This is a genomic window from Adlercreutzia sp. DFI.6.23 (assembly GCF_024462535.1).
Taxonomy (GTDB): domain Bacteria; phylum Actinomycetota; class Coriobacteriia; order Coriobacteriales; family Eggerthellaceae; genus Adlercreutzia; species Adlercreutzia rubneri.
This window is the reverse complement of the sequence record NZ_JANGBP010000841.1, coordinates 1-286: the sequence shown is the minus strand read 5'-3', so window position 1 is coordinate 286 and position 286 is coordinate 1. Positions and strand designations below refer to the sequence as shown.

Below are 286 nucleotides of genomic sequence, written 5' to 3'. Positions count from 1 at the left end.
CCCCGCGGCACTGATGAGCCGAGGGGGTCGCGCTTTTCAGATTGACGGAGTCACGTGCAAGGAGCGGCCATGGCCAAAGAACGCAACGGGCGGCATCTCACCCCCAACCCCCGGGCCCGCAGCAAGCGGCGGGTCGATCAGGCGACGAGCCACGGTCTGCTCCGCGTGTTCCTCGCGGTCATCCTCGTCGCCGTCTCCTTCGTCGGGGGCTTCACCCTGCGCAGCCAGACCGAGCTGGTGGCGAGTTGGGGCATCCCGGTTTCCGATGGCGAGCGGGAGGCGCTTG

1 protein-coding gene is annotated in these 286 nt (G+C 68.9%); it reads left to right on the top strand.

Annotation, left to right across the window (positions count from 1 at the left end):
- Positions 1 to 69 precede the first annotated feature (69 nt).
- A partial coding sequence (locus NE591_RS15700) for a hypothetical protein (protein ID WP_256157155.1) occupies positions 70 to 286 on the top strand: 217 nt, incomplete at its 3' end.